Genomic DNA, 23,989 nt, shown 5'->3' with positions numbered 1-23,989 from the left:
TCCTCCTAAAACAGCTTGTCAAAAGCATAGCGGATCATTCCTACAATATAAGCGGCCACGACACCGAAGACGATGACATTTCCGGCCAGCTTAAACATATTCGTTCCCACTCCGAGGACGTATCCTTCGCTTTTGTGCTCGAGCGCTGCACTCGTCATGCTATTGGCAAACCCTGTAACCGGTACGGCCGAACCCGCGCCTGCAAACTGTCCGATCCTGTCGTAGACGCCCAGCCCTGTCAAAAGAGCCGATAATAAGATAAGAGTGGCAACAGTAGGGTTTCCCGCCGTTTTTTCATCAAAATGAAATACGGCCATATAAAAATTTTGAAACGCCTGACCGATCGTGCAGATCAGCCCCCCGACAAGAAAAGCTTTTACACAATTGAGGAAGTAAGGCGGGGAAGGCTGGTACACCTTTACTTTTGACTGATAATTATCTTTTAAACCTGACATCATAATCCTCCTTTTATGACAGATGAACAAAAATAAGCCATTGAAACAGCGATCCGAGAATCTTTCCGAAAACGATGGCCATCAAAAGAATTAATATCCTGTCTCCCATGCCGATTCGCTTTGCCAAAATCGGCAATACGTTCAGCACCTCTGTAAGCGCCGCCGCAAGCATTCCGATAAAGACGCCCGCCAGAAGACCGATTGGAATCAGCACCCATTTCGATAAAAAAAACCGGCTTAAATTCAGCGATTCCCATCCTCCGAAAACTGCGCCCAAAATGACAGCCCATTCGTACGCCTGGATAAACGCCCCCGTTTTGGTGAGCTGAGTCAGCCTCGGGATAATGCCAAGCACCGTGAGGAAAGCGACAAATCCCGATCCTACTGCGACGCCTCCTGCAAGGCCGAGAAAGATGATAAACAGCGTGCTAATGATCATGAATATCTTTTATCGTTTCTTTATTTTCGTTCATGGCCACATATTGATCCAAATCGAGCTGATATTTGAACATCTCAACTTCAAGGGGGCTTGGTTCCTCGTTAAAGCGTTTTTTAAATAAGTGATTAAAAAACAAAATCATGCCCAGCCCCAGTCCAATGCTGTACGGAACTTGCAGAAGGTAAGGATAGCGGTTTACTTTTCCCGTCACCATTTCATAGAGCAGGATGTGCACTTCCCTCATGCTGACATCTTCATGAAAGTTCATCACGGCAAGACCTGCCCCGACAAACAAAAGCAGCCAGACAGAGATGAACAGAACAGGAGATAAGCCTCGTTTTGGATATTGGATCTCCACGATGGTTTCGGAACCGCCGACGGTCTGGACATCAAGGTCTGGAAACGATTTATGTATAGTTTCAATAACCTTCATTACATCCAATACGACCATGCTTTGATCCGATTTGCTTACCTGGTACACAGGCAGCTGTTCAAGCTTTTCTTTAAACCGGCGATCCCCCGCCACCTGTGCGAGATGTCCGAGTCTGATCAATTCATCTGGATCTGCCTCGAGCCGATGGCGGAGTCTGATAAAAACTTGACGTTCCATCTGGGTCACTTCCTATATGATGGTTATAGTTGTAGTATGAGGTTGATCTCATTTATCATTCAGCGAGCTGCGAAAGACCATAAATTACCACACACGAAAAAAGCCGGCTCGTCGAGCGAGTCCGGCTTCAATTAGTGGTATTTAGAAGCTGAGGCTGCCGTTTTTTTGGCAGCCTCAGTTTTCTGAATGGTCCATCTCGTTTTTGATCTGCTTTAAGATTTTTTTCTCAAGCCTTGAGACTTGGACTTGCGAGATACCGAGTCGATCGGCTACTTCAGATTGCGTCTTGTCCTTGTAGTATCGTAAATAAACGATCAGCTTTTCCCGTTCATCCAGGTCTTTAATGGCTTCCTTCAGAGCGATTTTATCGAACCATTTGTCCTCAGACTGATCGGCGATCTGGTCGAGAAGTGTAATCGGATCTCCGTCGTTTTCATAAACGGTTTCATGAATGGACGAAGGAGAGCGAACCGCTTCCTGGGCCATCACGACCTCTTCAGAACTGATGTCCAGATGGTCGGCGATTTCCTGTATGGTCGGAATCCGCCCGTTTGACTTTGAAAGCTCGTCTTTTGCCCTTCTGATTTTATTGCCGAGTTCCTTTAGCGATCGGCTGACTTTAACTGTCCCGTCATCCCTGATAAACCGCTGAATTTCTCCGATGATCATCGGAACGGCATAGGTGGAAAATCGCACATCATAGGACAGATCGAATTTGTCAACCGATTTCAAGAGCCCGATGCAGCCGATTTGGAAAAGATCATCAGGTTCATAGCCCCTGTTCAAAAAACGCTGAACGACAGACCAAACAAGACGCATGTTTTTTTCTATGAGGAGGTCCCTTGCTCTTTGATCGCCGTTCTGGCTGTTTTTTATGAGTTCTTTAACCTCATGGTCTTTAAGCTGAGTGTTCTGGTTTTCTTTTTTAACCTCCACATCCATAACAAATCTCCCTTAATTGCAAAGCGCTTTGCTTTTTGATAAGTGCTTTGTTAAGTGTATTGTGGTTCCCATCTCAGGTGAGGAATCTATCGTGATATCATCCATGAAATTTTCCATAATGGTAAAGCCCATTCCAGACCTTTCAAGTTCAGGCTTTGTCGTGAACAGCGGCTCGCGAGCCTCTTCCAAGTCCGTGATGCCGATTCCTTCATCACGAATCGTTAAAAAGACGATATGGTCTTCAAGGGTAACGGAAATATATACATTCCCTTCCCCGGAGTTTTCATAGCCGTGGATGATCGCGTTCGTCACCGCTTCTGACACAACCGTTTTAATTTCGGTCAATTCATCCATTGTCGGGTCTAGCTGTGCGATGAAAGCGGCAACTGTCACCCGGGCAAATGATTCATTTTGGCTGAGCGCTGAAAACTGAATGTTCATTTCATTTTTCATGACGCCACCCCCAGTGTTTCCAGAGCATGCTGCTCTGATTGTTCAAGACGGATGATTTTAAACAGACCCGACATATCAAATAGGCGTTTGACGGCAGGAGAAATCGCACAGACGATCATTTCTCCGCCCAGCTGCTTAATTTCCTTATATCTGCCCAGCACGACGCCAAGTCCTGAACTGTCCATAAACGAAAGGTCTTCAAGATTCAAGACAATGTGGCAAATGTCGTACTGTTCCAAATGATCACTGACTTGTTTTCTCAATGTTTCAGCTGTATGGTGATCAAGTTCACCTGTTAACCGAACGCAAAGCACGGATTCTTTGACGTTAAAATCGATTCCGAGGCTCATCCTCATTCCTCCTTGATTTAAATCGGATAATGAGTGTTTCGATTTAAACTTTATAAATTCCTTCACCATGACAAAACTAGTGATCGTTCGGCATTATTCACTCCACTTTGTCCAATTTGTCATCGTCCGTTTAAACAATGTCCACATCCCCGCTTTATCCATGTCTTTTTCTGCGACAAGAGGGCTTTCATGCAGCACCTTCCCATCCTTTTTCAATACGAGCGTCCCGAGCTCGGTGCCTTTTTTGACAGGAGCATGGATATCTTCTTTCTGTTTGATCTCTTTTTTGACAGATTCCATATTTTCGCCTTTTTTCGTCAAAAGAGAAATTGGTTCTGATGTCACGAGATTGATTTTCTGATGGCGGCCTTTATTGACCTTTAATTCTGAAATGACTTCATTACGCTTATACATCGGATGTGTTTCATATTGGCTGAACGCGTAATCAAGCATTTTGGTGATTTGCGTATTCCGTTCCTTCGGTGTGCTGGCGCCGAATACAACGGCGATCACGCGCATGTTTCCTTTTTTCGCCGAAGCAGTCAAACAGTACTTGGCTTCATTTGTAAATCCTGTTTTGACCCCGTCGACTCCCGGATAAAATTTGATCAGCCTGTTTGTATTGACAAGCCAGAATTTTTTATCGGTATTTTCTCTCAGATAGTCTTCATACGTTCCCGTAAACTTCGTGATTCTTTCATATTTTAAGAGCTCTTTCGCCATGAGGGACATGTCGTAGGCTGTGCTGTAATGTCCTTCTTCAGGGAGCCCCGTCGTGTTTTTAAAGGATGTATCTTTCAGACCAAGCTCAGCTGCTTTTTCATTCATCCTTTTGACAAACTCCTCTTCAGATCCGGCAATGTGCTCTGCCATCGCAACAGAAGCATCGTTTCCAGATCCGATGGCGATCCCTTTTAACATCTCTTCAACGGTCATTTCTTCGCCTGGTTCAAGAAAGATCTGTGAACCGCCCATTGATGCAGCGTACTCGCTTGTTCTGACTTTATCTTTCATTTGAATTTTGCCTTTATCAAGGGCTTCCATGATAAGCAGCATGGTCATCACCTTTGTCATGCTGGCCGGGGGAAGCTTCTCATGGCTGTTTTTGTCATACATTACCTTTCCGGTGTCCCGCTCGATCAGAACGGCAGACTTCGCTTCATGAGCAAGCTCAGAGGATTTCTTTTCACTTTCTTTCGCAAACGCGGATGGCGCTGTCATAAGGATTATCGTAAAAATCAGCAATTTGGATAAATGACGTTTCATCACCCAGACCTCCATTTCGTAATCCTTTCTATTTTTCCCAAATAAGATGGATTTATACGGATCAATTGGAAAAATTTCCTCGTAAACATAAAAGAAAAAGCCAATGTAAGCTCTGGCTTGAACTTACATTGGCTTATTTGGCGGTTTATCCGATTTAACCGATTTTCGCCACTGCTGATTTGACAAATCGCAAAAAGTCGGATTTCACTTTTTCGGTTACTTCCATGACTTCATCATGTGACAGCGGCTGATCCAAGATCCCGGCTGCCGCATTTGAAATGCAGGAGATGCCGAGCACCCGAAGCCCTGAATGCCTTGCGACAATCACTTCAGGAACGGTTGACATTCCGACGGCGTCAGTACCGATCGTTCTGAGAAAACGGACCTCTGCCGGTGTTTCATATGACGGACCGGAAACCGCTGTATACACGCCTTCTTGCACGCTGATGTTCAATTCTTCGGCCGTTTGTTTCGCCAGATGACGAAGTTCTTTATCATAAGCGGACGACATGTCTGGAAATCTGACGCCAAGCGCTGAATCATTCGGACCGATCAGCGGGTTTGTTCCCATATAGTTGATATGATCTGAGATGACCATCAAGTCGCCGGGACGGAAAGACTCATTCACGCCCCCTGCAGCATTCGTGACGATTAAAGTCGAGACGCCAAGCTCTTTCATCACCCTGACAGGGAATGTAACCTTATCGAGCGAATAGCCTTCATAAAAATGAAAACGGCCTTGCATCGCAATGACTTGAACATTTTCAAGTCTGCCGATGACAAGCTGCCCGGCATGGCCTTCGACAGTAGAGACCGGAAAGTCGGGGATATCTTCGTATTTAATGTGAACGGCTTCTTGAATTTCATCAGCGAGCACACCGAGGCCTGACCCCAAAATCAAGCCGACTGCCGGTTTGTGTTCTGTCTTGCTTTTGACATATTGAGCGGCATTTGCAATCATCTGTTTCACGTCGTTTCCTCCTATTTAAGCAGGGATAAAAAGCTTTTTCCGTAATTCGGCATTTTCGTTTTAAAATTGTCGGCGATCGTCGCTCCGATATCCGCAAATGTATCAGCGAGCGGAAGTTCTGCCGCGTTTTCATGTTTTTTGCTGTAAACGAGGAGCGGAACATATTCCCTTGTATGATCCGTTCCGTGGTGAATAGGATCATTTCCATGATCGGCGGTGATGATGAGCAAATCATCCTCCCGCATTTTTTCAAATACCTCCGGAAGCCTTGCATCGAATTCTTCAAGCGCTTTCCCGTACCCTTCAGGATCGCGGCGGTGTCCGAACAGCGCGTCAAAATCAACGAGGTTCACAAAGCTGATGCCTGTAAAGTCCTGGTCAAGCGTTTGAATCAGTTTGTCCATCCCATCCATGTTCGATGTTGTTCTGAGCGATTCGGTAATTCCTTCGCCGTCGTAGATATCGGAGATTTTTCCGATGGCTATGACATCTAAGCTGTCATCTTTCAGTTCATTCATCACGGTTCTGTCAAACGGTTTTAGCGCGTAGTCATGCCGGTTCGGCGTCCGTTTAAATTCGCCCGGCTTTCCGACAAACGGCCGTGCAATGACGCGTCCGACCATATATTTTTCATCAAGGGTGAGCTCGCGCGCGATTTCACAGATCTTGTAGAGTTCTTCAAGAGGCACCACTTCTTCATGTGCGGCAATCTGCAAAACGGAGTCGGCTGACGTGTAGACGATAAGCGCACCGGTTTCCATATGTTCTGCTCCAAGTTCATCCAATATCGCTGTACCTGAAGCAGGCTTGTTTCCAATCACTTTTCTTCCTGATCTCTTTTCAAGCTCATTGATCAATTCGTCTGGAAAACCTTCGGGGAATACCCGGAATGGTTTGTCTATGTAAAGCCCCATGATTTCCCAATGGCCGGTCATCGTATCTTTTCCATTTGAGGCTTCTTTCATTTTGCCGTAATAGGCAAGCGGCTGGTCTGTCTCTTGCACTCCTTTGATTTCACGGATGTTGCTGAGCCCGAGCTTCGCCATGTTCGGCAGGCTGATGCCCCCCATATGTTCGGCAATGTGGCCCAATGTATCCGCGCCTTTGTCATTAAACTTTTCAGCGTCGGGCGCTTCGCCGATACCGACAGAATCCATAACGATTAAAAACACGCGGTTGTAATGATATGCAGGCATTTGATGGCCTCCTTTTTTTCTTTCATATGATTGATCTTTAGGCTGTCACATTTGGCATAAAAAAACCAAAATACCGCTATTAGCCAAGTATAAACCGTTTACACAACGGTTGACAATACGAACGGAAATAGTGAGAAACTTCCCGCAATTTAAGCATGTCACATCTCTTTGCCGGCAAATGAAAAACCGCGCTTTGGCTTCGCGCGGCCTATGCCCGGGGATGATACTGCTTATAGACGTCTTTCAGCCTCGTTTTCGTCACATGTGTATAGATTTGCGTCGTCGAAATGTCGGCATGGCCGAGCATTTCCTGAACGGCCCGGAGATCGGCTCCGTTTTCCAAAAGATGCGTAGCAAATGAGTGCCTTAATGTATGGGGAGTCAGGTCTTTTTTGATCCCCGCTTCCAAGGCGATTTTCTTTAAGTTTTTCCAAAATCCCTGACGGCTGATCTGTCTGCCGTGGTGATTCAGAAACAGAGCGTCCTCTGTGTTTTTCTTAAGCAGCTTGGCCCTCGCCTTTGAGAGATATTCTCCGACCGCATGGGATGCCGCTTCGCCAAGCGGGACGATTCGCTCTTTTCTTCCCTTTCCGAAGCAGCGGATAAACCCCATGGACAAGTGGACGTCAGACAGCTTCAATTCGATCATCTCGCTGACGCGAATCCCCGTCGCATACAATAATTCCAGCATCGCTTTATCCCGGTAGCCGAACGGACTGGTCAGCTTCGGGGTGTCCAGAAGGGTTTCCACCTCCTGCAATGACAAAACTTTCGGAAGCGTCCGCTCCGTTTTTTGTGATTCAATATGGACGGACGGATCTTGAGCCGTCACTTTTTCTCTCAGCAGAAACTGGTGAAAGGCGCGGATGGAAGCAAGATGTCTGGCGATTGTTTTTCCGGATTTTCCGGCGTCTTTCAAATGCTTTAAAAACTGGATGATGTGCAGCCTCGTCACTTGATTGAGAGAATCCAGACCTTCTGTTTTCTCTAAATAGGCGGCATAGCTGTTCAAATCCCGTTCATAGCTCACAACCGTGTTATGGGAAAGCCCCCGTTCAACAACGGCATAGTGGATAAAATCTTTAATATGAACTTTCACGCTATCCTACTCCCCGTTCAAATAAAAAAAGATTAACCGGTCAAACCAGCTGCCCTGTTCGTCCCCTTCCATCGAGGCGACCTTAAGGGCGGCTCCTTCAGGTTTATCATACCGATGATAGTCTTCATACTCAGAATTTATCCATATCATAGCATAATAAAACAAGACGGTAAAACCGGTAAACAGCACAAACACCTTGATCATATCGCCAGCCGTTTTCAGCATTTTCATCACTGTTTTCACCGTCCCTTCTTTTGATTCAATTACTAAAACTTATGCCAACTGAGACAAGTTTTATACGTGTGAATCAAAAAAGAACCCGCTCAAGCAATGAAAGGGTTCTCTCTAATCCGGTCTATTCCGCTTCTTTTTCCTGGCAGTTATGGCAGATGCCATGAAAAGTCAGCCTGTGGTCTTTTATTTTAAATTTCCAATCCTTTTCAATGATATCTTCAACATCTTCAAGCAAGTCTTCTTCAATTTCAACGACTGATCCGCATTCCATGCACACTAAATGGTGATGAAAATGGGCAGCTCCTTCTTTGCGGAGGTCATATCTCGACACACCGTCGCCAAAGTTGATTTTATCCACTACTTTTAGTTCAGTTAACAATTCAAGAGTCCGATATACCGTTGCAAGACCAATCTCAGGAGATTTCTCTTTTACGAGGAGGTATACATCTTCTGCGCTTAAATGGTCTTCCTCATTCTCAAGCAGCACCCTTACAGTAGCCTCGCGCTGAGGGGTGAGTTTATAGCTGGAAGAATGCAATTGTTTTTTAATTCGATCAATACGGTTTTCCATTGGCTTTCCCTCCTACGCCGCATTACCTAGCTTATTATAACAAAACGAGCGCAGAGAGCCAACTATAATCATTATAAATTGATAAACAAAATGAATATCTTTTAATAATCATTTTAAATTAATGCTGTTTCGGTAATATATAATCTGTCAGTTTTTCCATAAACAGCGGTGAAAGATAAGCTTCTATGAAAGAGGATGCAAGAGCCATTGCGAGAATCAGGACGAGTACGAACGCATACCTTCCGAACCATTGTATCGGCGCTTCCGACAGGCTGCGTTTGACAAAGAGCTGGCGGATGAGCCTTAGTGAAAAAGCAATTGCACATGTGCCCATGATCAGGTAAGCCGGGATCAACAGGACATTCTGCGGGAGCACGGATACAAAAGACAGAAGAAAACCGTTGATTCCCATTTGATTGACTAAAAAACCGACTGTAAATCCGACGACGATCCCTTTTAAAAAGACCATGATAAAAATGACGGGCAGCCCGATGATCGAGATGCCGAGAATCCACATTAAACCTAAATATTTCATATTATGAAGAAAGCTCTGCCCAAACATTTCCTTTGAGCCTGCCGCTTTCCCCTCTGATAGCTGTCCAAAAAATCGGTTTAAATAATAAAATAAATCTTCTTTTTGGCTGATCGTCATACTGTTGACGATCACCGCGCCGAAAATCACACCCATTAAAAATAACACAGAAACAAATAAATAGATCGACAGATGGTCTTTCATATGCTGAAATATCAGTTCTTTCATTGTGGGCTTCCGCATGTACCTTCCTCCCAGGCGTGCTTTTGATTTTAATAGATTGTATGAGAGAAAAGAGAGCGGCATGACTTTTTTTAAAAAAAGGAAGGCGCCCGTAAAAAGCGCCTCCCTAACAGCTTCATGACTCTCTATTTTCCAAAGACTGTTCCTTTTCTATATTCGCCGTCTTATTGGCAGCCATCACAAACGGAAGATAGATCACCGTGGAAATGGCGAGACAGAGAAACCCGACAGCAAGCGCGATCCAGTTCCCTCCTGTGCCGAGAAACGGAATCAGCGGACCCGGAGTCGTCCACGGAACGGCATAGGCGATCGGCGGAATGATCTGAAATTTGATAAACAAATACCCGACGACCGTATTCACTGCCGGCACGATGATAAAGGGGATCATAAAGATGGGGTTCAACACGACCGGCAGCCCGAAAATGACGGGTTCATTAATATTAAATATGCCCGGACCGATCGAGAGCTTGCCGATGTCTTTATAATCGCGGCGCTTTGAAGCGATAAAGATCGCAATCAAGAGCCCAAGCGTCATACCTGAGCCCCCGTAATTCGCAAAAGCGTCATTGAGGGCCCACGTTTCCGGGAAAGGAGCATTCCAGGCAGACCCCGTCTTCGCCACAAAAGCGAGATTTTCAAGGTTGGCTTCAGCAAAAATCGTCTCTCTGATGGCGGCTATCGTATTAGGGCCATGAATGCCGAACAGCCATAAAAAATTGGCGACGATGCCGAGAAAGACAACCGTAAAAATATTCGTCCCCATATCTCTTAAAGGTGCTTGCAAAACGGTATAAACCAGTTCATGAAGTCCATTTTTCGTCAAGGACATCAGCGCAAAGCTCAAAATGGCAAAGCCGATGGTGATGAAGATAATCGGGAACAGAACTTTAAACGTCCGGGCAACCGCTGGCGGCACCTGCGGAGGCATATGAATCTGCAGACGCTTCGCGTTTGAGAGCCTGCTGAACACTTCACCGACAATGATGCCGATGATTAAAGCGACAAACAGCCCTTGGGCGCCGAGCCATTTCATCGCTAAAAAGCTCTCGTTTTCGATCAGGCGATACGGCGAATAAATAATGAAGTAACAGGAGACAGCCGTCAAACCTGCCAAAAGTTCGTCGGCTTTCATTGAGATGGCTAAATTGCGCGCAACAAGAAACACGACAAATATGGACATAATCTCAAGCGATCCCCGCAACACAGGAGTGAAGACCGCCTGATAATCGGCCAAATTCGGAAACAGTTTGTCAAGAAATAAGATGTTAGCGATAAACCCGTCCGGCGATAGGATGGCAAAGTTTAACAAGATGATGATAGATCCTGCCATAATAATCGGAAATGATAAAATAAAAGCATCTCTAATCGCACATATGTGCCGCTGTGAATTCAGCTTTGCCGCAACCGGAACTAAAAACCTCTCAACGGTTCGTTCAAATTTCTCCATGAATCCGCTCAAAACTGTCCTCCCCCTTTTATTTTATAAGCTGCAAAGCTGTCTCCAGCACGGCTTCGCCGTTCATTGTTCCGTAGCTGCGCATATCGATCACTTCAACCGGAATGTCTCCCGCGATTGATTCAACCTGGGATTTTTGATACCTGACTTGCGGACCTAACAGAATGACATCCGCTTCAGAGGCGACACTTCCCGCTTCAGAAACAGGCAATGCGATGATTTCGACATCTTCCTTCATCACCTCTGCATGTTTTTTCATTCTGCTGACAAGCAGACTCGTGGACATACCTGCGGCACAAACCAATACTATTTTTTTCAATTTTCAAGTCCCTCCTCATGTTTTTAGCTGCCGGCTACTTACTTCAGAAAACGCTTTCATTATATTTCAGGAAAGCGTCATCCCGGTCTTTTATCCTATGAAGGAAATAGACAACTGTTTCATAAAAAGCTAATATTTTTGTTTCGGCTTTTTCACTGACCCTTCTGTCTTAGCCAGCCTCCATAAACGCCGAAAAAAATTGTTTAGTTTGTCTGAAAGTTATCATTGCTGGGAGCTGACATGAAAGGAGAAAATATACTCAGCAACAAAGATTTAATACCTTTAGCGCCTAAGGAGCGCACCTGGCAAGCGAGCAATTTTGCATCGATTAGGACAGGTCACATCCATAATACCCCAGATTGTACAAAGGTAGGCGGGTTCATTTCGATCGGGCTCTCGCCATGGCAGGTATTAGGCATTATCGCCGCCGCTTCACTCGTGCTCTCCATTACCCTTGCGCTAAAATGGCGATGTTTAGGCGAAATACGGCGTTCTTTTTCCCGGATTGATCAGATCTTCTTTCGGTATTTACGGGGCTAATATCCCGGCGCTTCTTCACGGTTTTGCCGCTGTCATACAGTTTGGTTTGGCATTCAAGCTTTTGCGGGAAGTACGGCGGTTGACATCCTGCTTTTAAATGTGTGGAGCGGCTTGAAAGACATAGGCGGGGAATTGGGACCTGTTTGCCTTCATTTATCAGGCCTTTTATCATTTATTTTCTTTTGGGCACCTCCTCGTCCTTCACTCCGGCATTGAGCCGACTCGAAACCTTGAAGTCTGGGCGGGTCCCCTTGTTTATCTCGTCTTCGGCGGCATGGTCTGGCGGGCGCTCGATATCGCAGGAGGCATCGGCCCGATTGATTCACATCCGGGAATTTTATCAGATGGAAATGGACAGCGAATCGAATGTTGATCGCTGTTCGTTATTTTTTCTATATAGATGTATGATGCGGAAGTTAAAGTATATGATAGACTCCTATTGGTGCCGCTTTTTTTGAATGAATATCACTATGAATGGAGTATACCCTGATAATGAAAAAACGCTTTTATGTAAAAGGAATGAGCTACACTGTCAGACCCGCCCTTGAACAAGATGCAAAAGAATTGTCTGCTTTAAGATTGCAAATTGATGGCGAGACAGAACATTTAGATAGAGAAAAGGGAGAAGCTTTTATAGATGCAAAAGGTTTTGAAGAGCTGATTAAAAAAGACCGTGAACATCAAAGAAGCTTATTTTTAGCAGCGGCTGTTCACGACCGGATTGTCGGATTTTCAAGATGTGAAGGCAATGAGTTAAAACGCACCTCTCATAAAATAGAGTTTGGCGTATGCGTATTAAAAGATGTTTGGGGATACAGCATTGGAAGAAACCTTTTAAAAGAATCTATTTTTTGGGCTGATTCCACTGGAATAAAAAAATGACGCTGTGTGTTTTAGAAACAAATGAGAGAGCGATCAGACTGTATCAACAGCAAGGCTTTGAAATAGAAGGCATCTTAAAAAAAGACAAGCTCCTTTCTGACGGCAAATACTATAACACGATTGTGATGGGAAGATGTCATGAATGAAGTCATATGATGATAGCCAAAATACCCGGAGGGAATCCGTATGAATCCGATACTGTTCGATTTTCCGGACAGCTTTAAAACCGAGCGTCTTTTTCTCCGCGGGCAGACGACGGAGCGGCCGTGATAATGCCATTCGAACATCTTTGCCTGTGCTTAAATCCTGGATGCTATTTGCCAGAGAGCTTCCAACGGCGGAAGAAACTGAAATCAACGTCAGACAGGCGCAGGCTGATTTTATTTTGCGGTAAGACCTGAGGATGCGTATCTTCCATAAAGAAACAGAAGAATGGATCGGGTGCACCGCCCTTCACCGGGATGAAATGGGAAGCGAAACGGTTTCAAATCGGCTATTGGTGCCATTTCGAATTTGCGGGACAGGGATATATGACAGAAGCGCTGCAAGGGCTTATTGATTTCGCCAGACGACATCTCAATACAAAACGGCTTGAAATATGCTGTGACAGCCTGAATCTGAAAAGCAGAAAAATGGCTGAGCGCATCGGTTTTCAGCTCGAAGCGGTTTTACGGAATACAGGGATACTTGTATATACGCAGCCATTTTTTAGCCTGCCCGCACTTAACAGATGAAGGAGTGAATCTATTTTTTTATGGTTTTCGCCAATAGACTGAATAAGGGTCGATCGGAACAAGTACAGACTCATCAAGGTGATGTTCTTTAAGGAAATCAAGCACAGCCGCGCGGCATCCCTTTAGCGTGAAATCATCAATAATGACAAAACCGCCCTTTGATACTTTTTCATATAAGTTTGAGAGGCTATCCATTGTTGATTCATACATATCGCCGTCAAGCCGTAAAATGGCGAGTTGATCAATAGGAGCGTCAGGCAGCGTGTCCTTAAACCAACCCTTCAAAAATTGAACGTTCTCATCAAGCAAATCGTACTTTTTAAAGTTATTTTGCACTTCCTCAAGCGACACTTTCAGAAAATCAACCTTATAGTGGCGGTCACCTATGTCCTGAGGATATTTTTCGATGTTTGGCGCCGGCAGACCGTCGAATGAATCGGCCGCCCATACTGTGCGGTCATCGACTTCATGTACTTTCAAGAAGCCTTTCATAAAGATACAGGCACCGCCCCGCCATACACCTGTTTCAATAAAGTCTCCGGCGATGTTTTCTTTTAAAACCGTTTCCATACACATTTGCAAATTGTCCATGCGCACACGACCGATCATACTGTGTGCAATTGGCGGCTTATCTATTCCCGCTCTGCGGGACTCGGGATCAGGAATCACATAGCGGACGATTCTTAAATTGTTTAATCCGATTTGTTTTTGCAGTGACTCCGGGACCGGCGCAGAAATTGGGAAATATCTTTCATGCTCCTGCCAAATTTCAAACAGGATCGCTTTCTTTAATAACTCCAAATACATTTGCTTAGCCTGTTTCATATCCATTAAAAGCCTCCTGTGCTCAACATTTTCTTTAGCATCTTATGAGTGATACGAATGACAGGTTCTGGTTATTTGATCCAAAAACCCCCTTTTATTCAAAGGGGGTTTCTTATTTCAGTTTTCCGTCAAAGGAGTCTTGACCATGTCAACATGTGGAATGCCGTCTTCCAAATAGACTTCTGATACTTCCTTAAATCCGAATAAACCGTAAAAAGAGCGCAGATAGTCCTGGGCGCTGATCTTGACCGCTGTCTCTCCCCATTCGCTTTCCAAAAAGCCGAGCGCTTTTTCAAGAAGCGTCTTTGCCCAGCCCTTGCCTCTGTCCTGTTTGCGGACGATCACCCGGCCGATTGACGCCTCCTTATCAACCACACCGCTTGAAAACAGCCTGCAATACGCCGAGATTTCTCCTTCTTGATCTAAAAATAAATGATGCGCCTTTTCATCCATATCATCAAGCTCGTGATATGGACAGTTTTGTTCGACGATAAAGACGTCTATTCTCAGCTTTATGATCCGATACAGCTCTTCTTTAGATAATTCCTCATACGATTTCAGTTTCCACTCCATCCCTTTTCTTCAGCCCCTTTTACTTCTGTACTTTTCCGTAGGTCCCGCCTCCTCCGGCTTTTAATTGCATGTCTCCTTTTCTCGCCTTGATAAGGAGCTCTGCCGTTTGCGGCCGAAGCATGCCAAGAAGGTCGTCTTCCTTCACATGATGAAGAATGTTCATCTCAGTTCCAAATGCCTGCTTCAGCTTCTGAATCGTTTTCGGTCCGATGCCCGGTATCAGCTGAAGCGGCACCTGGTGGACGTATGGCGGCCGTTGGACAGGGCTTATGTCTTGATCGTAAAGCTCTTTTAAACGGGTGCTGACCCCTTTTGTAAATTTTGAGCTGCCGCACGTTTTGCATGTCGTGTCCTCATTTTCTTTCAGACGGCCGCATTTTTCACAAGCGGTCTGATAATACTTGCCCAGCAGCGGATTCATCCCATAATTGGCGGCAATGCCGCGGCCAGCTTCGCCTTTTAAAGCGAGCGAGAATTCTTTAAAGCTCGCATGCTTGAGCAGCAGTTGATTATATTCCCTGCCGATTTTCCCAAGAGAATGGGCGTCCGAATTGGTCAGAAAAGCGTAAGGATTCAGTTCTGCCACATGTGACGCCATATCCGTGTCACTGCTCAGCCCAAGTTCGACCGCGTCAATCATCCGCTCGTCAAACACCTCTTTCAAGGAAAACTTGACGCCTTTTCCATACAGGCTTTTATGCGGGGTGAAAATGTGGGCGGGAATAAATAGCCCTCCGAGTTCTTTGACTTTCTGCTGAAGCCGGATCCCCGTCTCATAGATGCGCTGTGAGCTGAGATGTATGTTTGTCACTCTTTCGGAAAGCCATGCAGAGAATCGCTTCATTTTTTCGATCGTCGGCATAAATGCCAAGACGTGAATCGGCCCCCGGCACCTGTCATCATAAATTTCCAATTCGGCCCCGCACAGCAGAACGGTTTCTTTATATTTGATTCCGCCGTCCTCAAGCTCTGTATAACGGCCTGTTGAGATCCCTTTTTCAATTTCGGCCAGCACTTCGGGCGAATGGCAGTCAATAATGCCGATCAGCCCCATCCCTTTGTGTTCGCTTGCTTCAATTAAAATCTCATCAAGCATCAATGTTTTCGCCGCCGTTATTTTAACAGGCCTTCCTGATTCGGTTTGCCCGATATGGATGTGCATGTCTGCGAATATTTCTTTCATTTCTTTGCTTGCATAGCTCTCTGCAGCTCCAGATACTGAATGGCATAAGCCGTCTTCGCATCATATATATCCTGGCTTTCCATCAGCTTCAGTGCATCGGCAAGCGGCACCTCCATTACTTCTACAAATTCGTCCTCATCAAGTTCGCGCTTTTCATCAAGAGGGGTCAGCTGCTCCGCCAAATACAGATGCACCAATTCGTCAGCAAACCCCGGAGATGTATAAAAAGCGGTGATTTTTTTAAGCTCAGCCGCCGTATATCCAGTTTCTTCTTCAAGCTCCCGCAATGCGGTATATTCAGGCTTCTCCCCTTTTTCAAGCTTGCCTGCCGGAATTTCAACAATTGTCCGCTCAAGCGCCTTTCTATACTGTTTGACCAAGATGATGTTTTCGTCATCAGTCAGCGCCAGCACCGCCACAGCGCCGGGATGTTTCACAATTTCCCGCTTGCTTGTTTTACCGTTCGGGAGTTCGACATCTTCAAGGTAAAGATCAATTACCTTTCCTGAAAACAGCTTTTCTTTTGATATGGTTTTCTCCTCTAAATTCTTCAGTTTGATCATCTCCTAAGTTCTGTTGCTGCTGTTTATCCCATACATTTTATCATACACCATGAGAGGGGGATGTCGCCATGAAGGTCTACCGTTTGCGAGACAGAATCGTGATATCGGGAAAAGCTTGGGAAATCCGCGCTAAGCTGAAGGAATACGGCCGAACATATCAATATGTGAAAGATTGGATTTCATATGAATGAAAATAAGAGCCTGCTCTGCAAACATCCTCTCGCTTTTTCCTCAACTGTAGAAATAGCTTTGCGTTGACAAAAAATCACACCATACGGAATAATACTCATGAGTAACATTACTGTCGAGTATTATTTTTCAGGGGGCGATTCACTTTGGGCCGCAAAGGAAAGGAAAGCCGAAAGCGATTGTTTGAAGCTGCCGCAAACGAGTTTGCGATTCGAGGATTTCACGACACCAAGGTCAGTACAATTGTGAAAAGAGCAGGGCTGACACAGCCGTCCTTTTATCTTTATTTTTCAAGCAAGGATGCCATCTTCGAGGAATTGATAGCTGATTTTCACACTCATTTAAGAGAGCTGATCACATCATTCCGCTTAGAAAATGGCGTCAAACGAAAAGATGTTTCAAAACGGGTATTGGCTGCTGTGGAAACCGTCTTTCAGTTTCTGGCTGCGAATCCGGATTTAACCCGCATCGGTTTTTTTCTCAATCCAGAAGCTAAACAAATGAAAAGAGATGTTACGCTGGCGTTGAAGGAGAACTTAGAAGCAGAGCAGCGGTTGGGCTATTTTCGTTCCGAACTGGAAATGGAAACCGTTGCTGAATGTCTGATCGGCATGATCATACACCTTACAGATCTATACTTATTGCCCGGAATAAAAGATCCGGCCAATCTCTCAGCAGAAGTCGTTGACCTGTTGATCCATGGAATGCTGCCGAATCAGAGTATTCCCGGACAAGCCTCAGAAACGGAGTGAGATCAGATGATATCTATTTTCATGAAAGTGAGTTTGGCAGCTTTTATGTTGGCAGGAGGCGTTATAAAGGTTTTACACGTTCCATTTCAAGTAGAACACTGGCGTCATTATGACTATCCATTGTGGTTTCTTTCTGTTACAGGATGTCTCGAAATCGTTGGGGCGCTTGGCATGACAGCGGGAATTTGGAACCGGTATTTCGCTGTTGGATCAGGGGTATTGTTCTGTATTCTCATGATAGGAGCGATTCATGCCCACATGTTTCGAGCCCGCCAATCGCTTTTTATGGCCGTCCCTGCTGCTTTCTGTTTCATATGCTCTATCGCCATCACGATGTGGGAGTTGAAAATAAACTTCTAACGTATAAAGTAACAATCTTTTGGCCGGTCTTTGTTTCACAGCAAATGTCAAAGTGCCGATGAGTTGAAAACTTCGCTTCTTTGTATTACGTTCAATATACATAGAAGGAGGAGTGAGGATATGAATAAACGGACGCTTGGACAATCGGATTTAAAAGTGAGCGAAGTCGGCCTCGGCTGTATGTCTCTCGGCACGGAAAAACAGCACGCATTATCGATTGTGGATGAAGCGCTGGAGCTTGGCATCAATTATTTGGATACTGCCGACCTGTACGATTTTGGAACGAATGAAGAAATTGTCGGGGAAGCGATCAAATCGAGGCGCCATGAGATCATCCTCGCCACAAAAGCGGGCAACCGCTGGGAGGAAGGAAAGCCGGGCTGGTTTTGGGACCCTTCAAAAGCGTACATAAAGGAAGCTGTCAAGCGCAGCTTAAAGCGCCTGCAGACGGACTATATCGATCTTTACCAGCTTCACGGCGGAACGATCGAAGACAATATCGATGAAACGGTTGAAGCTTTTGAAGAATTAAAACAAGAAGGTGTCATCCGCTATTACGGAATTTCTTCGATTCGCCCGAATGTCATTAAAGAATATGCCAAAAAATCAAACATCATCACGGTGATGATGCAATACAGTCTCTTGGACCGCCGTCCCGAGGAATGGCTTTCCTCCCTTGAAGAGCGCGGGATCAGCGTGATTGCAAGGGGACCGCTCGCAAAAGGCCTTCTCACGGAAAGACCCGTCTCACAGGCGAACGCCAATATAAAGAAAAACGGCTATTTATCTTATTCTTATGACGAGCTCGTCAAGACAAAAGCGGATATCGAGAAAACGGCGCCTGATCTGACAGCAACCGAAACCGCGATGAAATACATCCTTTCCCAGCCGGCTGTCGGTGCAGTCATCCCTGGGGCGAGCAAAGTCTCTCAGCTTCGGGAAAATATCAAGTCAGTCAGCGGCCGCCGGCTGACAGAACAGGAAATCAAAGCGCTGCGTTTTTATACGAAACGCGATGTGTACACCGCCCATCGCGGCTAGGACAAAGGAAAGCACCGTCTCATTGAAACGGTGCTTTGTCATTTATATTGTCGCCAGTCGAGCCCGCTTTCATTAAGCAGTTCTTCAAAGCTTTTGTTTTTTTCCTTTTCTTTTCTCTGTTTGATGAAGCGCTCTTTCTCTCGCTCTTTTCTTTTTTCGTCTTCTTCCTTTAAGTCGCTTTTCATTTGCTGAAGCTTATGTTTCAAATCTTCGGCGAGCGCATCTTTCAACAGCTGTTTGTCCTCGTTTTTTGATTTTTTCCTTCCCACGGCACGGCCTCCGTTCTCCCTGTTTGTGATGATAGTTTATCAGGAATCGCCGGGTTCAGGCAAACCGAAGGCATGAAAGCTTTTTACGTGTTTTAAACTTTTTATGTGCTAAGATAGACTACAGAAGCTTTAGAGAAAGGAAGAAAACGAAGGATGTTCATTTGGCTTAGTGTGCTTGGAGCGGTATTGCTATTTCTCTTTGTACTCGGAATCTTTTTTACGAATCAAATCATGTATATTAAACAGCGGACAAACCAATTCATTATTGAACGGGAAACGGCGGAAGGCCATTATGCGCAAGAGGCGTTTGAGGCTCTTCCAAAAGAAGAGATCTGCCTGCATTCTCCTTACGGATACGATATTAAAGGGTATTATGTTCACCCGCATCAGACGAAAAATACCATCATCATCTGCCACGGGGTCACAATGAATTTGCTGAATTCGATCAAATATATGAATCTATTTCTGGAGCTGGGCTGGAATGCCGTCATCTATGACCACCGAAGACACGGGATGAGCGGCGGAAAAACGACAAGCTATGGCTATTATGAAAAACATGACCTGAAAACCGTTGCGGACTGGCTTAGAGAAAAAAACGGAAAAGATGCGCTCATCGGCATTCACGGCGAATCAATGGGTGCCGTGACAACACTCCTCTATGCGGGCATGCCGGGCGAAGACGCAGATTTTTATGTAGCTGACTGTCCGTTCGCCACATTTGAAGAACAGCTGATTTACCGCCTGAAAGAGGATTTCCGTCTTCCCGGAACATTGATTCTGCCGCTTGCTAATCTCTTTTTGAAATGGCGGGACGGCTACCGGATTCGCGATGTCTCTCCTCTGTCTGTCATCACCCGGATCAAGAAACCGGTGCTGTTCATCCACAGCAAATATGACGACTATATTCCGGCGGAGTCCAGTGAATTGCTCTACGAGAAAAAGACCGGAAAGAAAAAACTGTATATCGCTGAAAAAGGAGCGCACGCAATGAGCTATACGCATAACCGGGAAGGGTACAAAAAAACGGTGCGGGACTTTCTTCAGGATATCACAGACCAGCATAAAGAAAGCGAACGGGGATAAGCCTCGTTCGCCTTTTTGATTACAGAACATCCGTAATATCGCTCATATTCTCGCCGATCCAGGCAATCGCCTTCTCAATCGTATCAAATTCCTTTGTTTCAAAGGTCATTTCATCCTGAAGAAGCCAAACATCCTTTTTGACGGATTCTGTTCCTCCGATAGACCAATGGAGAAGGCTGTATGGATGATTTTGATTTAAAAACGATACCCATGTTTTGTTTTGAGCGGTTTGTTTTAAAGATTTCACCTTTTGATTCAAAAAGAACGCCACCCTATTTTACTAAAATACTCATTCTGGGAGAAAGCATCTGGGCCGGACTTTTCAGCATCAGCGCACCCGCTTTCTCATGATAGTCAATGGTCATCACTTCATCAAAAAAGACTTTTTGCGATGACTGGATATACATTGGAATCCCGTTTGTCTTAAGCGGTTCGCAATTCCCCGACAATTCGTCGGTCAGCCAAATGACAGGAACGCCGCTGACCGCGCACCCGCAACCCTCGGAATCATAGCGAAGCTGGATTTTTTTATCAGGATAAGCCTCTTTCGCTTGTTCAATGGTTTGTCTCGCTTGTTCGGTTATTTCAAGCTGCATGATATCATATCCTTCTTTTGTTTAGTTTACGGACATTGTATCACAGGATCAGCCGAAAGCGCATTGTTTCCCGCTTTTATACATACATATATAGAGATTCGGGGGTGGGATGATGTCTAAAAAAGTGCAGATTAAAGTGATGGACAATGGCGGATTCCGAGTCACAGGAGAAGTTGAACTGATGGATATGGAGGGAAATCCATTTCCTAAAAAAGCGGCTTTTTCGTTGTGCAGATGCGGACAATCGCTGAAAATGCCCTATTGTGACGGAAACCATAAAGGAACGTTTGACTCTTGTGTCAGGGCCTAAGAGGCGCGAGCCGGGGATATCATCTATCCTCCCCGGCTTCGCCCCATTCCTCAGCCAGCCGTTCAGCCTCTTTTATTCAGTATCGACATAGCCCTTTATGATGAAGGGAAACATCTTCGCCAGCTTCATCTTCAGCTTTGCATATTCTTCCGCCCGTTTGGGATGGACATTAAATAGTCTTGAAACAGCAGATGCCGCCTGATATCACGCAATATGGTGTGTGCGCTTTTTGCCCCCTCTTTGAAAAAAACTTCTTCCCGGACTGCCGTTTTCCATAGCCGAACTTTTTCATACCGGCCGGCTGAACCGAGATCTTTCACTTTCAGCAAAATATCAATGATAGGTTTGGCGCTCATGCCCGGAATGGACGTGCTTCCCGATATGACGGACTTGAATGACTTCAGCTTAGTAAAGGATTTCAAGTTGTTTTTTCTTTGAAAAACTCGTCCCTCCACTCCGGCCGATAGGAGAAGACTTCAACCTATCTTGGTTCATGCAGCATAAACCTTGAGAGAACAACCCCTTTTTCAGGCTCGTATGTCTCAATCTCAGAAAACCCCAATTTTTGATACAGCGCTTTTGCCGGTTCATTGTGCGTTCCGGTCGTCACTTCAATCGATTCCGCTTCCGCTTCCATTAATATATAGTGAAGCAGGGCCATAGCAATCCCTTTTCGAAAATGAGCGGGATGAACGGCCAGCCTGCAGATTGTCAGTTTTTCGGCCGAATGTGTGAAAGAAGCGATTCCGGCTATTTCTTCCCCCTCAAACCAGCCAATAAACGTTTCGCGGGAATCCATTACATCAAAAACCGTTTCATTCAGCTGCGGGATACCCTTAAATTGAATGATTTCCGCTTCTCTTTTATAAGCCGGCTTTTGAACTTTTAAAATGCGGCGGGCCATGTGCAAATCTTTTTGATTTAATAAGTGAATCACGGCGCTTCCTCTTCGTTGACGCCATCAGACGTGATATGGCCGGTCCGCTCCGAAATCCGGGCGGCTTCTACCTTTGCAACGCGCACGGCAAAGTCAGAATACCATTCTTTTCGGCCTTTTTCCTTCGCCTGCCGGTGTTCGCTGTGAAACTTCCATTTTTCAATCGCTTCAAGGCTTTCCCAATAGGAAACCGTTATTCCGTTTCCGTTCTGGTCCCTCACGCTTTCGGCTCCTAAAAAACCGGGCTGTTCTGCGGCGAGCTTTAGCATTTTTTCAGCCGCCTTTTTATAGCCATTATCTCCGTATGTTCTGACAGATGTAAAAATCGCCGCATAATACGGCGGCTCCGGCGTTTTGGAAATCATTTTCATTCCCCTTTCCTTCACAGCTCTTTGACAAACAGCACACGATCTTGATTCAGCCCGTCATAATTCGAAAATACCGGAACGCCTTCAACAACTTTATCTCCCTTTTCAATTGAAAATCCCATTTTCCGATGGTAAGCGATCGATACTTTGTTGACAGGCGAGGTAATGCAGCGGACCGTCTTGCCCCCCGCCTTCTTCGCTTCGCGGTAAAAGGCTTCATAAAGCTTCTTGCCGACTTGGACTTTTCTGTAATCGGGATGGACGCCGACAAAATGAATATACGATTCAGCCGGATTGGTCTGCGATAAAAAGCCGGTGAGAAAACCGATCAAATTCTCGTCTGCCTCAGCTATAAAACTCGTATTTTGAAAATGTTCAAAAAACAGCCTCGTCAGCTTATCTTTCATTTGTCTTCCGCCCCACCAATCGTTAATAACCGGTGCAACTTTTTCATAATCTGAAGGTTCGGCATGACGAATGTTCATCCTTTGCAAACTCCCCTTTATCAGTGAATTTTCTCCGCGAGCCAAAAAACGTTTTGACAAACGCATAACATGTTTCCTTCTACTTATACCTCGCTTTAAAGGTTTCAATGACTTCCTTTGCTGCCTGTGCAATCAGCTTATCATTAGAATCGGCGTCTTTTTGGTCGCGGCTGGTAAGTATGGCAAGTACAATCGGGTCTCCTTTCGGCGGCCAAATAACAGCAATGTCATTTCGGGCTCCATATGAGCCTGATCCAGTTTTATCTGCTACTTCCCACCCTTTCGGCACTCCTGCACGAATTAATGTATCTCCGGTGGTGTTTCTCTTCAGCCAATCTATTAACATGCTGCGTTTCTCCTTTGGGAGTGCGTCTCCGATTGTGTAGGTCTGGAGGCTTTCGGCAAGCGCTCTCGGGGTGCTGGTATCATGGGTTTCTCCCGGTTTCACTTCATTCAGCTCCGGCTCAAACCGCTCTGGATTGGTCACATTGTCACCAATCTCCCTGAGTGATTTTTTTAAGCCGGCAGGTCCGCCAAGCTGCTTAAGGATCAGATTCTCCGCAGTATTGTCGCTGTACCTTAGAGAAGCATCGCAAAGCTCTTTAAGAGTCATTCCTGTATCAACGTGCTTCTCCGTAATCGGATTATAGTTTACAAGGTCTTCACGCGTATAGGTGATTCTTTTGTCTAAGTCTGCTATTGACTTCTTCTGCAGAAGGGCTCCGACAGCTAACGCTTTATGAGTAGACGCATAGGCAAAGCGTTCATCTGCTCGATAAGCAATAGTTTCGCTTGTGCCGGTATCCCATGCAAAGACGCCGAGTCTGGCATCAAATTGATCTTCAAGTTTGGCAAAATCACCCGTGTTTACAGTTTCTTGATTGTTTTGTGCAGCCGAATCGGAATGATCGTCTGAACAGCCGGCAAGCGCGGCAAATAAGAGCAGCATGACAATGGCAATGGTTTTACTAAAAATCTTGTTCAATGACGGCATGAATCTTCCTCCTCCTTTGTTTTTCTGATAAATGGTCCAAGAGGCTCTAATCGGGACGGATGACAGTCAATCAATATGCGAATCTTTCTGAGTGATCAATCTGAAATCTCACCCATTTTATTATTATACTTTTTTTGTTTTTCATCCACTATTTCACCACGGCAGTGAAG

34 protein-coding genes and 2 pseudogenes are annotated in these 23,989 nt (G+C 45.4%); 9 read left to right on the top strand and 27 right to left on the bottom strand.

Translation table 11 applies throughout. The features are described from left to right. Positions 1-5 precede the first annotated feature (5 nt). From spoVAC to BTA30_RS02095, 15 genes are all read right to left on the bottom strand, one after another. Positions 6-455 carry a stage V sporulation protein AC gene (gene spoVAC, locus BTA30_RS02165; protein ID WP_076758660.1) on the bottom strand — a complete coding sequence of 150 codons (450 nt, stop codon included), beginning with the start codon at positions 453-455 and terminating at the stop codon, positions 6-8. Between the two features lie 13 nt (positions 456-468). Next, positions 469-894 carry a stage V sporulation protein AB gene (locus BTA30_RS02160; RefSeq protein WP_076758657.1) on the bottom strand — a complete coding sequence of 142 codons (426 nt, stop codon included), beginning with the start codon at positions 892-894 and terminating at the stop codon, positions 469-471. After that, the gene (locus tag BTA30_RS02155) at positions 884-1,504 is read right to left on the bottom strand and encodes a stage V sporulation protein AA (protein ID WP_076758654.1); all 621 of its coding nucleotides are present in this window, start codon (positions 1,502-1,504) and stop codon (positions 884-886) included. The genes BTA30_RS02160 and BTA30_RS02155 overlap by 11 nt, the downstream gene beginning before the upstream one ends. A 174-nt stretch (positions 1,505-1,678) precedes the next feature. Continuing rightward, entirely contained in the window at positions 1,679-2,446 is a 768-nt protein-coding gene (gene sigF / locus BTA30_RS02150; protein ID WP_076758652.1) for an RNA polymerase sporulation sigma factor SigF, read from the bottom strand. A gap of 12 nt (positions 2,447-2,458) precedes the next feature. Continuing rightward, positions 2,459-2,899, bottom strand: a complete 441-nt coding sequence (gene spoIIAB / locus BTA30_RS02145; protein WP_076758650.1) for an anti-sigma F factor — start codon at positions 2,897-2,899, stop codon at positions 2,459-2,461. After that, on the bottom strand, positions 2,896-3,249 hold the full coding sequence (gene spoIIAA, locus BTA30_RS02140; protein ID WP_076758647.1) for an anti-sigma F factor antagonist: 354 nt from the start codon (positions 3,247-3,249) through the stop codon (positions 2,896-2,898). Before spoIIAA ends, spoIIAB begins: the two co-directional genes overlap by 4 nt. 93 nt (positions 3,250-3,342) lie before the next feature. After that, a complete protein-coding gene (locus tag BTA30_RS02135; RefSeq protein ID WP_076758644.1) occupies positions 3,343-4,515 on the bottom strand; it encodes a D-alanyl-D-alanine carboxypeptidase family protein in 1,173 nt (390 codons plus the stop codon). 154 nt (positions 4,516-4,669) lie between these two features. After that, complete coding sequence (locus BTA30_RS02130; protein WP_094777276.1) at positions 4,670-5,476, bottom strand: purine-nucleoside phosphorylase; 807 nt, start codon at positions 5,474-5,476, stop codon at positions 4,670-4,672. Between the two features lie 20 nt (positions 5,477-5,496). Continuing rightward, on the bottom strand, positions 5,497-6,681 hold the full coding sequence (gene deoB / locus BTA30_RS02125) for a phosphopentomutase (protein WP_076758640.1): 1,185 nt from the start codon (positions 6,679-6,681) through the stop codon (positions 5,497-5,499). Between the two features lie 208 nt (positions 6,682-6,889). Further along, complete coding sequence (gene xerD / locus BTA30_RS02120) at positions 6,890-7,780, bottom strand: site-specific tyrosine recombinase XerD (protein WP_076758638.1); 891 nt, start codon at positions 7,778-7,780, stop codon at positions 6,890-6,892. Between the two features lie 6 nt (positions 7,781-7,786). Next, positions 7,787-8,014, bottom strand: coding sequence for a YqzK family protein (locus BTA30_RS02115; protein ID WP_223831562.1), 228 nt, complete (start codon positions 8,012-8,014; stop codon positions 7,787-7,789). A 121-nt stretch (positions 8,015-8,135) separates the two neighbouring features. Continuing rightward, on the bottom strand, positions 8,136-8,585 hold the full coding sequence (fur, locus tag BTA30_RS02110; RefSeq protein WP_076758635.1) for a ferric iron uptake transcriptional regulator: 450 nt from the start codon (positions 8,583-8,585) through the stop codon (positions 8,136-8,138). A 118-nt stretch (positions 8,586-8,703) separates the two neighbouring features. Then, complete coding sequence (gene spoIIM / locus BTA30_RS02105) at positions 8,704-9,360, bottom strand: stage II sporulation protein M (protein ID WP_076758631.1); 657 nt, start codon at positions 9,358-9,360, stop codon at positions 8,704-8,706. A gap of 115 nt (positions 9,361-9,475) precedes the next feature. Continuing rightward, entirely contained in the window at positions 9,476-10,807 is a 1,332-nt protein-coding gene (locus BTA30_RS02100) for a PTS sugar transporter subunit IIC (RefSeq protein ID WP_076758984.1), read from the bottom strand. A gap of 28 nt (positions 10,808-10,835) precedes the next feature. Beyond that, complete coding sequence (locus BTA30_RS02095; RefSeq protein WP_076758628.1) at positions 10,836-11,135, bottom strand: PTS sugar transporter subunit IIB; 300 nt, start codon at positions 11,133-11,135, stop codon at positions 10,836-10,838. Between the two features lie 240 nt (positions 11,136-11,375). Between BTA30_RS02095 and BTA30_RS22470 the strand changes: the two are divergent. From BTA30_RS22470 to BTA30_RS23630, 3 genes and pseudogenes are all read left to right on the top strand, one after another. After that, positions 11,376-12,009 (top strand): annotated as a pseudogene (locus BTA30_RS22470) (cytosine permease); the annotation flags it as partial. A gap of 140 nt (positions 12,010-12,149) precedes the next feature. Beyond that, positions 12,150-12,703: pseudogene (locus BTA30_RS02075) on the top strand (GNAT family N-acetyltransferase). Between the two features lie 315 nt (positions 12,704-13,018). Next, on the top strand, positions 13,019-13,291 hold the full coding sequence (locus tag BTA30_RS23630) for a GNAT family N-acetyltransferase (RefSeq protein ID WP_239693656.1): 273 nt from the start codon (positions 13,019-13,021) through the stop codon (positions 13,289-13,291). 18 nt (positions 13,292-13,309) lie between these two features. Here the strand turns inward: BTA30_RS23630 and BTA30_RS02065 are convergent, their stop codons facing one another. The 4 genes from BTA30_RS02065 to BTA30_RS02050 form a co-directional block, all read right to left on the bottom strand. Then, positions 13,310-14,122, bottom strand: coding sequence for a TylF/MycF family methyltransferase (locus tag BTA30_RS02065; RefSeq protein WP_076758623.1), 813 nt, complete (start codon positions 14,120-14,122; stop codon positions 13,310-13,312). Positions 14,123-14,233: 111 nt separating this feature from the next. After that, complete coding sequence (locus tag BTA30_RS02060) at positions 14,234-14,689, bottom strand: GNAT family N-acetyltransferase (protein ID WP_076758620.1); 456 nt, start codon at positions 14,687-14,689, stop codon at positions 14,234-14,236. A gap of 19 nt (positions 14,690-14,708) precedes the next feature. Beyond that, positions 14,709-15,872, bottom strand: a complete 1,164-nt coding sequence (locus BTA30_RS02055) for a TIGR00375 family protein (RefSeq protein WP_076758617.1) — start codon at positions 15,870-15,872, stop codon at positions 14,709-14,711. Further along, positions 15,869-16,426 (bottom strand): NUDIX domain-containing protein, encoded by a 558-nt coding sequence (locus BTA30_RS02050; protein WP_094777274.1) that lies wholly within the window; start codon positions 16,424-16,426, stop codon positions 15,869-15,871. The genes BTA30_RS02055 and BTA30_RS02050 overlap by 4 nt, the downstream gene beginning before the upstream one ends. Before the next feature lie 77 nt (positions 16,427-16,503). Here BTA30_RS02050 and mciZ point away from each other — a divergent pair, with 77 nt between their 5' ends. The 4 genes from mciZ (at position 16,504) to BTA30_RS02030 (ending at position 18,777) form a co-directional block, all read left to right on the top strand. Continuing rightward, positions 16,504-16,626: a Z-ring formation inhibitor MciZ gene (mciZ, locus tag BTA30_RS02045; protein WP_076758611.1), complete on the top strand. Its 123-nt coding sequence runs from the start codon at positions 16,504-16,506 to the stop codon at positions 16,624-16,626. Between the two features lie 144 nt (positions 16,627-16,770). Further along, a complete protein-coding gene (locus tag BTA30_RS02040) occupies positions 16,771-17,376 on the top strand; it encodes a TetR/AcrR family transcriptional regulator (RefSeq protein ID WP_076758609.1) in 606 nt (201 codons plus the stop codon). A gap of 6 nt (positions 17,377-17,382) precedes the next feature. After that, complete coding sequence (locus BTA30_RS02035; protein WP_076758606.1) at positions 17,383-17,736, top strand: DoxX family protein; 354 nt, start codon at positions 17,383-17,385, stop codon at positions 17,734-17,736. A 120-nt stretch (positions 17,737-17,856) separates the two neighbouring features. Next, positions 17,857-18,777 (top strand): aldo/keto reductase, encoded by a 921-nt coding sequence (locus BTA30_RS02030; protein WP_076758603.1) that lies wholly within the window; start codon positions 17,857-17,859, stop codon positions 18,775-18,777. Positions 18,778-18,815: 38 nt separating this feature from the next. On the opposite strand, the gene BTA30_RS02025 is transcribed toward BTA30_RS02030, so the two are convergent. Further along, the gene (locus tag BTA30_RS02025; protein ID WP_076758600.1) at positions 18,816-19,046 is read right to left on the bottom strand and encodes a YqkE family protein; all 231 of its coding nucleotides are present in this window, start codon (positions 19,044-19,046) and stop codon (positions 18,816-18,818) included. Between the two features lie 153 nt (positions 19,047-19,199). On the opposite strand from BTA30_RS02025, the gene BTA30_RS02020 reads away from it, so the two are divergent. Continuing rightward, positions 19,200-20,129: an alpha/beta hydrolase gene (locus BTA30_RS02020; RefSeq protein WP_076758598.1), complete on the top strand. Its 930-nt coding sequence runs from the start codon at positions 19,200-19,202 to the stop codon at positions 20,127-20,129. Between the two features lie 19 nt (positions 20,130-20,148). On the opposite strand, the gene BTA30_RS02015 is transcribed toward BTA30_RS02020, so the two are convergent. Continuing rightward, entirely contained in the window at positions 20,149-20,388 is a 240-nt protein-coding gene (locus BTA30_RS02015) for a YqkC family protein (protein ID WP_076758596.1), read from the bottom strand. Between the two features lie 13 nt (positions 20,389-20,401). After that, a complete protein-coding gene (locus BTA30_RS02010) occupies positions 20,402-20,725 on the bottom strand; it encodes an iron-sulfur cluster biosynthesis family protein (RefSeq protein WP_076758592.1) in 324 nt (107 codons plus the stop codon). A 112-nt stretch (positions 20,726-20,837) separates the two neighbouring features. On the opposite strand from BTA30_RS02010, the gene BTA30_RS02005 reads away from it, so the two are divergent. Next, entirely contained in the window at positions 20,838-21,035 is a 198-nt protein-coding gene (locus BTA30_RS02005; protein ID WP_076758589.1) for a CDGSH iron-sulfur domain-containing protein, read from the top strand. 131 nt (positions 21,036-21,166) lie between these two features. On the opposite strand, the gene BTA30_RS23625 is transcribed toward BTA30_RS02005, so the two are convergent. The 5 genes from BTA30_RS23625 to bla all read right to left on the bottom strand — a co-directional run bounded on the left by BTA30_RS23625 (position 21,167) and on the right by bla (position 23,819). After that, on the bottom strand, positions 21,167-21,457 hold the full coding sequence (locus BTA30_RS23625) for a GrpB family protein (protein ID WP_239693657.1): 291 nt from the start codon (positions 21,455-21,457) through the stop codon (positions 21,167-21,169). Positions 21,458-21,516: 59 nt separating this feature from the next. Further along, complete coding sequence (locus BTA30_RS23620; RefSeq protein WP_239693658.1) at positions 21,517-21,972, bottom strand: GNAT family N-acetyltransferase; 456 nt, start codon at positions 21,970-21,972, stop codon at positions 21,517-21,519. Further along, complete coding sequence (locus tag BTA30_RS01995; protein ID WP_239693659.1) at positions 21,969-22,343, bottom strand: antibiotic biosynthesis monooxygenase family protein; 375 nt, start codon at positions 22,341-22,343, stop codon at positions 21,969-21,971. Before BTA30_RS01995 ends, BTA30_RS23620 begins: the two co-directional genes overlap by 4 nt. A gap of 11 nt (positions 22,344-22,354) precedes the next feature. Beyond that, positions 22,355-22,825 carry a GNAT family N-acetyltransferase gene (locus tag BTA30_RS01990; protein ID WP_076758982.1) on the bottom strand — a complete coding sequence of 157 codons (471 nt, stop codon included), beginning with the start codon at positions 22,823-22,825 and terminating at the stop codon, positions 22,355-22,357. Between the two features lie 79 nt (positions 22,826-22,904). Further along, positions 22,905-23,819 (bottom strand): class A beta-lactamase, encoded by a 915-nt coding sequence (gene bla, locus BTA30_RS01985; protein ID WP_076758584.1) that lies wholly within the window; start codon positions 23,817-23,819, stop codon positions 22,905-22,907. Positions 23,820-23,989 lie beyond the last annotated feature (170 nt).

Origin of the sequence: Bacillus swezeyi (genome assembly GCF_001969815.1) — a bacterium.
In the GTDB taxonomy this organism is placed as follows: Bacteria; Bacillota; Bacilli; order Bacillales; family Bacillaceae; genus Bacillus; species Bacillus swezeyi.
The sequence above is the reverse complement of the archived record's forward strand: the minus strand, read 5'-3'. Positions and strand labels throughout refer to the sequence as shown.

Coding starts and splice junctions, on each gene's coding strand:
- spoVAC (WP_076758660.1), bottom strand. CDS start 455: ATGTCAGGTTTAAAAGATAATTATCAGTCAAAAGTAAAGGTGTACCAG.
- BTA30_RS02160 (WP_076758657.1), bottom strand. CDS start 894: ATGATCATTAGCACGCTGTTTATCATCTTTCTCGGCCTTGCAGGAGGC.
- BTA30_RS02155 (WP_076758654.1), bottom strand. CDS start 1,504: ATGGAACGTCAAGTTTTTATCAGACTCCGCCATCGGCTCGAGGCAGAT.
- sigF (WP_076758652.1), bottom strand. CDS start 2,446: ATGGATGTGGAGGTTAAAAAAGAAAACCAGAACACTCAGCTTAAAGAC.
- spoIIAB (WP_076758650.1), bottom strand. CDS start 2,899: ATGAAAAATGAAATGAACATTCAGTTTTCAGCGCTCAGCCAAAATGAA.
- spoIIAA (WP_076758647.1), bottom strand. CDS start 3,249: ATGAGCCTCGGAATCGATTTTAACGTCAAAGAATCCGTGCTTTGCGTT.
- BTA30_RS02135 (WP_076758644.1), bottom strand. CDS start 4,515: ATGAAACGTCATTTATCCAAATTGCTGATTTTTACGATAATCCTTATG.
- BTA30_RS02130 (WP_094777276.1), bottom strand. CDS start 5,476: ATGATTGCAAATGCCGCTCAATATGTCAAAAGCAAGACAGAACACAAA.
- deoB (WP_076758640.1), bottom strand. CDS start 6,681: ATGCCTGCATATCATTACAACCGCGTGTTTTTAATCGTTATGGATTCT.
- fur (WP_076758635.1), bottom strand. CDS start 8,585: ATGGAAAACCGTATTGATCGAATTAAAAAACAATTGCATTCTTCCAGC.
- spoIIM (WP_076758631.1), bottom strand. CDS start 9,360: ATGCGGAAGCCCACAATGAAAGAACTGATATTTCAGCATATGAAAGAC.
- BTA30_RS02100 (WP_076758984.1), bottom strand. CDS start 10,807: ATGGAGAAATTTGAACGAACCGTTGAGAGGTTTTTAGTTCCGGTTGCG.
- BTA30_RS23630 (WP_239693656.1), top strand. CDS start 13,019: ATGAAATGGGAAGCGAAACGGTTTCAAATCGGCTATTGGTGCCATTTC.
- BTA30_RS02065 (WP_076758623.1), bottom strand. CDS start 14,122: ATGGATATGAAACAGGCTAAGCAAATGTATTTGGAGTTATTAAAGAAA.
- BTA30_RS02060 (WP_076758620.1), bottom strand. CDS start 14,689: ATGGAGTGGAAACTGAAATCGTATGAGGAATTATCTAAAGAAGAGCTG.
- BTA30_RS02055 (WP_076758617.1), bottom strand. CDS start 15,872: ATGAAAGAAATATTCGCAGACATGCACATCCATATCGGGCAAACCGAA.
- mciZ (WP_076758611.1), top strand. CDS start 16,504: ATGAAGGTCTACCGTTTGCGAGACAGAATCGTGATATCGGGAAAAGCT.
- BTA30_RS02035 (WP_076758606.1), top strand. CDS start 17,383: ATGATATCTATTTTCATGAAAGTGAGTTTGGCAGCTTTTATGTTGGCA.
- BTA30_RS02030 (WP_076758603.1), top strand. CDS start 17,857: ATGAATAAACGGACGCTTGGACAATCGGATTTAAAAGTGAGCGAAGTC.
- BTA30_RS02020 (WP_076758598.1), top strand. CDS start 19,200: ATGTTCATTTGGCTTAGTGTGCTTGGAGCGGTATTGCTATTTCTCTTT.
- BTA30_RS02010 (WP_076758592.1), bottom strand. CDS start 20,725: ATGCAGCTTGAAATAACCGAACAAGCGAGACAAACCATTGAACAAGCG.
- BTA30_RS02005 (WP_076758589.1), top strand. CDS start 20,838: ATGTCTAAAAAAGTGCAGATTAAAGTGATGGACAATGGCGGATTCCGA.
- BTA30_RS01995 (WP_239693659.1), bottom strand. CDS start 22,343: ATGAAAATGATTTCCAAAACGCCGGAGCCGCCGTATTATGCGGCGATT.
- BTA30_RS01990 (WP_076758982.1), bottom strand. CDS start 22,825: ATGAACATTCGTCATGCCGAACCTTCAGATTATGAAAAAGTTGCACCG.
- bla (WP_076758584.1), bottom strand. CDS start 23,819: ATGCCGTCATTGAACAAGATTTTTAGTAAAACCATTGCCATTGTCATG.